This is a genomic window from Trinickia sp. (assembly GCF_036503415.1).
Classification (GTDB): domain Bacteria; phylum Pseudomonadota; class Gammaproteobacteria; order Burkholderiales; family Burkholderiaceae; genus Trinickia.
The window spans coordinates 1-7,507 of the sequence record NZ_DASXWY010000165.1 but is presented as its reverse complement, the minus strand read 5'-3'; the positions used below and the strand labels follow the sequence as shown (position 1 = coordinate 7,507).

The 7,507-nt window shown below is 62.7% G+C and carries 5 protein-coding genes and 1 pseudogene; 5 read left to right on the top strand and 1 reads right to left on the bottom strand.

The genetic code is table 11. The features are described from left to right. Nucleotides 1-103: 103 nt before the first annotated feature. The 4 genes from VGL01_RS20775 (at nt 104) to VGL01_RS20760 (ending at nt 6,688) form a co-directional block, all read left to right on the top strand. Nucleotides 104-475, top strand: a complete 372-nt coding sequence (locus VGL01_RS20775; RefSeq protein ID WP_331572692.1) for a YciI family protein — start codon at nt 104-106, stop codon at nt 473-475. After that, entirely contained in the window at nt 465-1,745 is a 1,281-nt protein-coding gene (locus VGL01_RS20770; RefSeq protein ID WP_331572690.1) for an RNA polymerase sigma factor, read from the top strand. The genes VGL01_RS20775 and VGL01_RS20770 overlap by 11 nt, the downstream gene beginning before the upstream one ends. A 537-nt stretch (nt 1,746-2,282) precedes the next feature. After that, nucleotides 2,283-4,463: a M1 family metallopeptidase gene (locus tag VGL01_RS20765; protein ID WP_331572688.1), complete on the top strand. Its 2,181-nt coding sequence runs from the start codon at nt 2,283-2,285 to the stop codon at nt 4,461-4,463. Between the two features lie 194 nt (nt 4,464-4,657). Beyond that, entirely contained in the window at nt 4,658-6,688 is a 2,031-nt protein-coding gene (locus tag VGL01_RS20760; protein WP_331572686.1) for a hypothetical protein, read from the top strand. Here the strand turns inward: VGL01_RS20760 and VGL01_RS20755 are convergent. Continuing rightward, nucleotides 6,664-7,029: a hypothetical protein gene (locus tag VGL01_RS20755; protein WP_331572684.1), complete on the bottom strand. Its 366-nt coding sequence runs from the start codon at nt 7,027-7,029 to the stop codon at nt 6,664-6,666. The genes VGL01_RS20760 and VGL01_RS20755 overlap by 25 nt on opposite strands. Before the next feature lie 310 nt (nt 7,030-7,339). Here VGL01_RS20755 and VGL01_RS20750 point away from each other — a divergent pair. Then, nucleotides 7,340-7,507: pseudogene (locus VGL01_RS20750) on the top strand (MBL fold metallo-hydrolase); the annotation flags it as partial.

Sequence of the window (7,507 nt, the reverse complement as noted above, 5' to 3'; positions counted from 1 at the left end):
CTCCTATCGCGCTTTTTTTCGACGCATGTCGAAATCATGGCAAGCCGTTCGACATTGTCGAGGTAACACGCTGCGTGTTGCCGCAACTCTTCAGGAGCGACAAATGGAATATCTGCTGATGATTTATGGCAATGAAGCCCGGGCTGCGGAAATGACGCCGAGCCAGGCCGCGGAGATGACGGCTGCGTTCGGCGCCTATACGGAGGCGCTCAAGGAAGCCGGCGTCTGGCGTGCCGGTGCCCGACTGCGGCCGGTCGACACGGCCACCACGGTTCGAGCGAAGAACGGCAAAACGGAGGTGCTCAACGGACCGTATGCGGAAACGCGCGAGCAACTGGGCGGCTATTACCTGATCGACGTACCCGATCTGGATCAGGCGCTCGCATGGGCTGCGCGTTGTCCCGCTGCGGACTACGCCGGGCTCGAAGTGCGCCCTATCTGGCCGATGCACGAGTACGCCCCGAATGCCCGATAGCGGGGACACGGCCGCCGCGCGTGCCGCGGAGGCGGCGGCGCGGCTCAGTTACGGCAAGCTCATCGCCTTTCTCGCCGCGCGCAGCCGCGACGTGGCGGGTGCCGAAGACGCGCTCGCGGATGCATTCGCGGCGGCGCTCGCGGATTGGCCGCGCAACGGCGTGCCGCGCACGCCGGATGCGTGGCTGCTCGCGGTGGCCAAGCGCCGTATCGTCGATGCGCTCAGACGTCGTTATCGTGACGCCGATGCAGCCCAGTATCTGGAATGGCTGAGCCAGCTGGCGCCCGAGACGGATGATGCCGCCGCGTCGATTCCCGACGAGCGCCTGCAATTGATGTTCGCCTGCGCGCATCCCGCGCTCGAGCGCAGCGCGCGTGCGCCGCTCGTGTTGCAAGCGGTGCTCGGTTTCGATGCGGCGACGATCGCCTCCGCGTTCCTCGTCGCGCCATCGGCGATGAGCCAGCGGCTCGTGCGGGCCAAGAACAAGATTCGCGAAGCCGGCATTGCACTCGAGATGCCCGAGCCCGGCGAGCTGCCCGCGCGGCTCGAATGTGTGCTCGATTCGATCTACGCGGTCTATGCCGAAGGATGGTCGGATCCCGAGGGAGGGGATCCCCACCGCCGCAATCTCGCCGATGAGGGCATCTGGCTGGGCCGCCTCGTCGTCTCGCTCATGCCGGACGAGCCGGAGGCGCTCGGATTGCTGGCCATGATGCTGCACACGCACGCCCGCCGCGATGCTCGCCGCGCGGCCGACGGGGCCTACATCGCGCTGAGCGAGCAGGATGTGAGGCGATGGGACGGCGGCATGATCGAAGAAGCGGAAGCGTTGCTGGCCCGCGCGAGCCGGGCCGGCCGGATCGGCCGCTATCAGTTGGAAGCCGCGGTGCAATCGGCACACGCGATGCGCAGGTTCGGTCATCGTCCCGACTGGCAGGCGATCGTGCAGCTCTATGACGCGCTGTGCGCGTTGAGCGGCTCGCCGGTTGCCGCGCTCAACCGGGCGGTCGCATTGGCCGAGCGCGATGGCGCAGCGGCCGGCCTCGCCGCGCTCGACGAGGTGGCGGGCGATGCACGGCTTTTGGCTTATCAGCCATTCTGGGCGGCGCGGGCCGAACTGTCGGCGCGCGTCGGCGCTTGGCAAACCTGCCTCGACGCATATCAACGTGCCATCGGCCTTGAATCGGACCCGGCGGTGCGGCGGTTTTTGCTCCAGCGCGCGCAAGCCGCGCGCGCCCGAAGCGGGCAGAGCGCGTCGCCGGCCGAATGATCGCGCTGCCGCTCGTTCCGTCATCCAATACCGCATTCCTTTATTCGAATTCGTGGGGCCTACAAGTTTTTGGAGGTCTTGGTCCACGCCTATCCATTTATTACATGAAAATATGCAAGGTGCGTTGTGGGATCGAATAAAAATTACCGGTCACTACGAAATTTGCATATAGCATACCGTTTGCCAAAACGATTAGAAAAGTAATACAGTGAAAGCGAGTTGACATTGAAAGGAAGTGGAACGTACTCTGCGCTGTCGCTGGTTTTTATGAAAGACATTCGCGCCGCCCCGTTCCTATGGAGTCGACGATGTCAACGATGATTTTTAGTAGTCCATACGTTTAGTACTCCTATTTATTGCAGGTTGGAATCACGGTCTGGGTTTCAGTGAATGCTGGGCCGGGGCGCAGCACGCCCCTTTTCGTCGCGAGCTACGGATTTGCTTGCGTGGCGTCGTATTGCCTGCCGGCGAATGAGAGAGAAGAACAACGAGACGAAACCTGGCATCGGTTAAACACTTTCTCATTCAGGATTTCGTATGCGATTTCATTTTGGGTTGAATTGGCATTACGCATCGATTGCCGCGCTCGCGCTATTGAGCGCATGCGGCGGCGGTGACGGTGGACAGGCGTCGGCGAGCCGCGCGGGCGCGGCCACTTCGAGTCCCAGCACTCCGGCGCTTGTCGCGCCTGCTTCCGCCGTCGCGGCGACGCCGGGCGTGGACAAGACGGTATCGCCGGTGGAAATGCCCGATACGGTCATACCGGTCAATTACCGGCTTTGGTTCCGCCCCAACCCCGAGCTGAATGCGTTCGACGGCCGAGCGGACGTCGAGATCAAGGTGCTCAAGCCGGTCACCGCCATCACCGTGGCCGCGCACCGGCTGCAGTTCGTAAACGGCACCATCGCCTTGCAGCCCGGCAATGTGCAGCTGGTCGCGACGCCCCAGGACCAGGGCGATTACTATCAATTGCGTCCTGCGAGCGGGCAGATTGCAGCGGGCACCTATTCGCTGCACATGGAATGGCGCGGCATCATCAACTTCAAAAGCTATGACGACCCGGTCACGAAGACGGGCGGCAGTTGCGGCAACGATCCTTATCCGGGATGTTCCGCTGCGGAAGGCGTGTTCCGCGTCGATCTGAAGGCGACCGACGGTACGACGAGCGGCGCCATCCTGACACAAGGCGAATCGGATCTCGCGCGGCAATGGTTCCCCGGGTGGGACGAGCCGGCGTTCCGCCCGACCTACGAGGTCAGCGCCGACGTGCCGCAGAACTGGCGAGTCGTCTCGAACGCGGCGGAGAAACCGCCGGTCAACGTGGACAGCGGTTATAAGCGCGTTTCGTTCGAGAAGACGCCGCCGATGCCGTCGTACCTGCTCTTTTTCGGCGGCGGGCAGTTCGATGTGCTCGAAGACGACTTTTCGAGCCCGCTGCCGGACGGCAAGGGTCTGCATTTGCGCATCTTCACGCCGCCGGGCATGCGCGATTGGGCATTGCCGGCCATGCAGCAGACGAAGCAGGCGCTCGATTACTACTATCGCTACACAGGCATTCCGCTGCCCTTGACGAAGTTCGATACAGTCGCGGCGAACGACGCGTTCAAGGCGCAGAAAGATCTGAACTTCGGCGGGATGGAGAACTGGGGGGCCATTCTCGAGTTTGCCGACGACATCTTGCCGCAACCGGGCACCCCGATGTCGAACTATGGCGTGACCGTGCTGACACATGAGGCAGCCCACCAGTGGTTTGGCGATCTCGTCACGCTGGACTGGTGGGACGACGTCTGGCTCAACGAATCGTTCGCAACGTTCTTCGAGAACAAGACGAAGATCGCCTTCTTTCCCGATCGCTTCAACTGGGAAGGCGAGGTCCGCAACAAGTATCGCGTCATCGCGGACGATCTGACGTCCGCATCCTTCCCGGTGCAGCCGAATTTCAACGCATGGGCTTCGAACGACTTCGTCATCAACGCCGGGCGTTTTGTCTATGACAAGGGCGGTCAGGTTCTGAAGATGATCGAGGGCTACCTCGGCGAGGACGTGATGCGCCGTGGGCTGCAGTCGTATCTGGCGGATTACGCACTCGGCAACGTCACGCCCAAGCGGCTATGGGACGAACTCGCGCGAGCAAGCGGGGAGCCGATGACGCAGATCGGCGACAGCTTCGTGCGGCAAACGGGTGTACCGCTCGTCTCGCTGAACACGACGTGCGATCTGACGACGAACCAATCGGTCGTGACGTTGAAGCAGCAGCCGTTCCCGAACCAGAATCCGTATCCCGGAACGCTATGGACGATCCCGCTGACGTTGGCCTATGGCGACGGTCTGACGAGCCGTAAGACCGTCTCGATGAAGGGCTCGGACATGCAGGTGCGTCTCGAAGGCTGCGGCGCGGTGCTGGCCGATCCGACGGGGCAGGACTATTACGTCGTGAACTATGGCGACAACGCGTGGACGCAGTTGCTCGCGCAATCGAGTGCACTGCTGGAGCCGGCCAGGCTGACGAATCTGAAGCTCGGCACGCACTTGCTGGTCGACCACGGCCTTGCGCCGCAATCGCGCGCGACGGCGATCGATTCGCTCGCCGCGTCACCGAGCGTCGCAGCCCGGCTGATGCGCCAGGCACTGATGCCGGAGCAGCCAGTCGAGCGCCGCATCCCGCACTATCAGGGCCGTTTGAAAGCGAGGCCGCAGGCGCCGAGCAAGCAACAGTAGTTGAGCGATTGATCGGTTAACGGCGCGCGGTTCGCTTCAAAGAAGCGGATCGCGCGTTTCGCACCCGTCTCATTTGCCGAATTCGGAACGCACCCTTAAAAAACTTTCGAAGAATCGAATGCGCTTCACTACAGGTTTGGGGCGGCGAAGTCGTTATCGCAGTCAATATTCATCGAACGGTTATCTGGCTCGTTATGAACAGGAATTTGCTGCAGCTGGTTTTCTGCGTGGTTTTCACGTTTTTCTTGAATGCATGCAGTGGTGGGGCAGTGGCGCCGCAAAGCGGCGGCGTCTATATGGCCAACGTCTCTCAGGCGTCCGTCGCAGTCTATGAAATTGCGGCAGACGGCGCCGTTTCCCCGCTGCCTGCTGCAATGGCGCGTACGGCCGATGACGGCAGTTTCTCGCTAGCGCGGCCTGCGCATTACCCCGTGCTCGTGCGGGCGAGCGGCGGGAGCTATCTCGAGGAAGCGACGGGCGAGCGGGCGTCGCTTTCGGCCGAACTCGATGCCGTCTATCTTTCGGCGCCAACAACCATCGTGGTCTCCCCGTACTCGAATGCGATCGTCATCGATGCCATCGCGGCCGGAGGCTTGAGCGCCGAGAACATCGCCGCGGCGTCCGCACGCGTCAACGCATTCGTCGGCGGCATCGATGTTCAGCAGACGGTGCCGGTCTATCCACCGGCTTCCGATGGCGCAGCCGTGTCCGATAGCGCGAAGATGGCGTTCGCGCTCGGTGCCGAGTCGCAAAGCCGTAGCGATAACGGTCTCGCGATTGCGGCGAGCTCGCAAGCGATCGTCGACCAGGCGGCGAACGGCGATACGCTCGCCCGTTGTCACACGGGTGCGGGCGACGTCTTGAGCGACGGCTCCGTCGCGGCGGCCGATGCCGACCATTGCCTCGTTACCTCGGGCGCCGCCGCGTTTGCCCACAATGCACACAATCGCACCGGCATCACGTCGCTTGCGATGCTCGAGCCTGCGCAGCAAACGGCACCGCAGCTTGCTGCCGCGTCCGCATGCGGGGATCGGGTCGCACTGCTGACTGACAATCTTGCGCTGTTCGAAGGCCGCAAGAACTCGGTGCAGGCGCTGCTCGCAGGTGGCATGACCGACCAGAATTGGTCGACGTTCCAAACACCTAGCCGCTGGGGGCCGTTCGCGAGAGGATATGGGGCCATCGAGCCGCCGGCGAACTGCACGGACATGGATACGTTCAAGCGCGAACTGGTCATGGCCGCGGAAAATTTCTGGGTCGACCAGAACATCAACTACTGCCACCACCATGTCCCCGGATGGCTGCCGCCCGACGATTCGAATCGCGCCAACCCGAAGTACCGCAATTCCACGCCGGAGAGCACGTCGGGGGAGTCGGCGGGCGGCAATCCGCAGCAGATGACATGCACTGGGCAGCGCAATGCGAACGGCGCCCAAAGCGTGCAGGTGGCGGCAAGCGATACGCCCGCGTCGTTTCCCGCGGCGGCCATCAACTGGAAGGGCGTGGACTGCTCGGACTACACCGCATGGATCTATAACTTCGCCGGCATGACCTCCAACGATCTATCGACGGGCATCGGTACTCAAGCCTGCTCGACGGCCGATCGGGGCGGCTCTGACGCGAATCCGTCGCCGGGCGTATTGCTCGACATCAATCAGGGAAATTTCGACGCGATGCAGAGCTATCTGCGCCCAGGCGATCTGCTCTACATCACACAAGAAAATGCGCTCACCGACAGCGGCGAATTCACGGGCGACTACAAACTCGCGCATGTGGTGACCTGGACCGGAAAGCATTGGAACGATTTGCAAGCGGGAACCGACGCGGCCCGGTATGACATCGGCCGGATCGGGCAGCCCGACTCGCGGCTCGGCGGCGATTTCAAAGCGCATCTCGATTTCGACGTCAGTCAACTGGGTAAGACGGCGAGGACCGACCCGTGGATGATCATCGACAGCCATTATGCGGGGCCCGCCTACCGGCCGTTCTTGGGCTGGTATCGCACGCATCTCTCGCATGTGAGGCGGAGCATCGGTGCCGCCGCGGCACGCACCGACCCTGTGCTCGCCGCCTACATCATCGCGCCGGTTTCGCAAAACGCGCAGCATACGCAGGTCGTGCTGGGATCTGCCCACGCGGGCAGCGGCGCCGCGAGCGGCTACCGGATGATCTATGACGACGTTCAGGGCAAGCAGGCGTGTTACCGTGCGGGCACCGCGCAGTAGCGGTCCGGGGAGGAGGGGGGCGTACCGGCCGGCAACGGCGCATCGGGCTGCGCCGATTCTTCCCGGGCCGAGCTTTCGACGAAGCGAATGAAACAGTTCAGCCGAAGCCGTTCTTCGCTGCGCAGGTCGCGCTCGGCAATGGCCTCCGATAAATAGCGTTCGCGGCAGGTTTCCAGAACGTATCTGTTTTGCGCCATCAACGTCTTCCATCCCCCCGATGAGGCGAACGCGTCGTTTGCCCAATCGATGAAATCCAACGCGCAGGCGAGATGCCAGCTTCGCGCGCGCCATGGCAGCCGCGCGGCGACGAGATGCTGCTCGAACTTCGAAATCGTCGTCATCGTAAACTCGCTCCGGTCTGAAACCGCCTCGTTCAGGGTTGAGCCGGGGCGCCCGGCGTCGATAGTTCAGAGCTTAGCGATACCGTGCTGTGCTCGAACCGCAGTGTGCGAAATGGCGATGCGCCGTGCGAAGAAGGGGATGCCTTTGGGCCGGTGGGGCACTGCCGCGTCGGCGCGCTGCATGTCGCCAGGCCATGTCAGCCGATGTAAGGGATATTTGGTGGGCAAGGCGGCGTGAACTAAGATGCAATCGACCGGTCGTCGATAAGTCGCATCGCGGCCATCCCCCACCACGTTCAGCGAGTCAGACATGGTAAAGGCTTTTGCATCGCAGGCGGATCTGCAGGAAAAGCGCGTCTCGTTCGAGCAGTTGTCCGAAAACGCCTATGCCTACACGACGGAAGGCGATCCGAATTCCGGCGTAGTGATCGGCGACGACAGCGTGCTCATCGTCGATACGACTGCGACGCCCGCCATG

Excerpts from the sequence above, each read along its gene's own strand:
- VGL01_RS20775 (WP_331572692.1), top strand. The coding sequence starts at position 104 with ATGGAATATCTGCTGATGATTTATGGCAATGAAGCCCGGGCTGCGGAA.
- VGL01_RS20770 (WP_331572690.1), top strand. The coding sequence starts at position 465 with ATGCCCGATAGCGGGGACACGGCCGCCGCGCGTGCCGCGGAGGCGGCG.
- VGL01_RS20755 (WP_331572684.1), bottom strand. The coding sequence starts at position 7,029 with ATGACGACGATTTCGAAGTTCGAGCAGCATCTCGTCGCCGCGCGGCTG.
- VGL01_RS20765 (WP_331572688.1), top strand. The coding sequence starts at position 2,283 with ATGCGATTTCATTTTGGGTTGAATTGGCATTACGCATCGATTGCCGCG.
- VGL01_RS20760 (WP_331572686.1), top strand. The coding sequence starts at position 4,658 with ATGAACAGGAATTTGCTGCAGCTGGTTTTCTGCGTGGTTTTCACGTTT.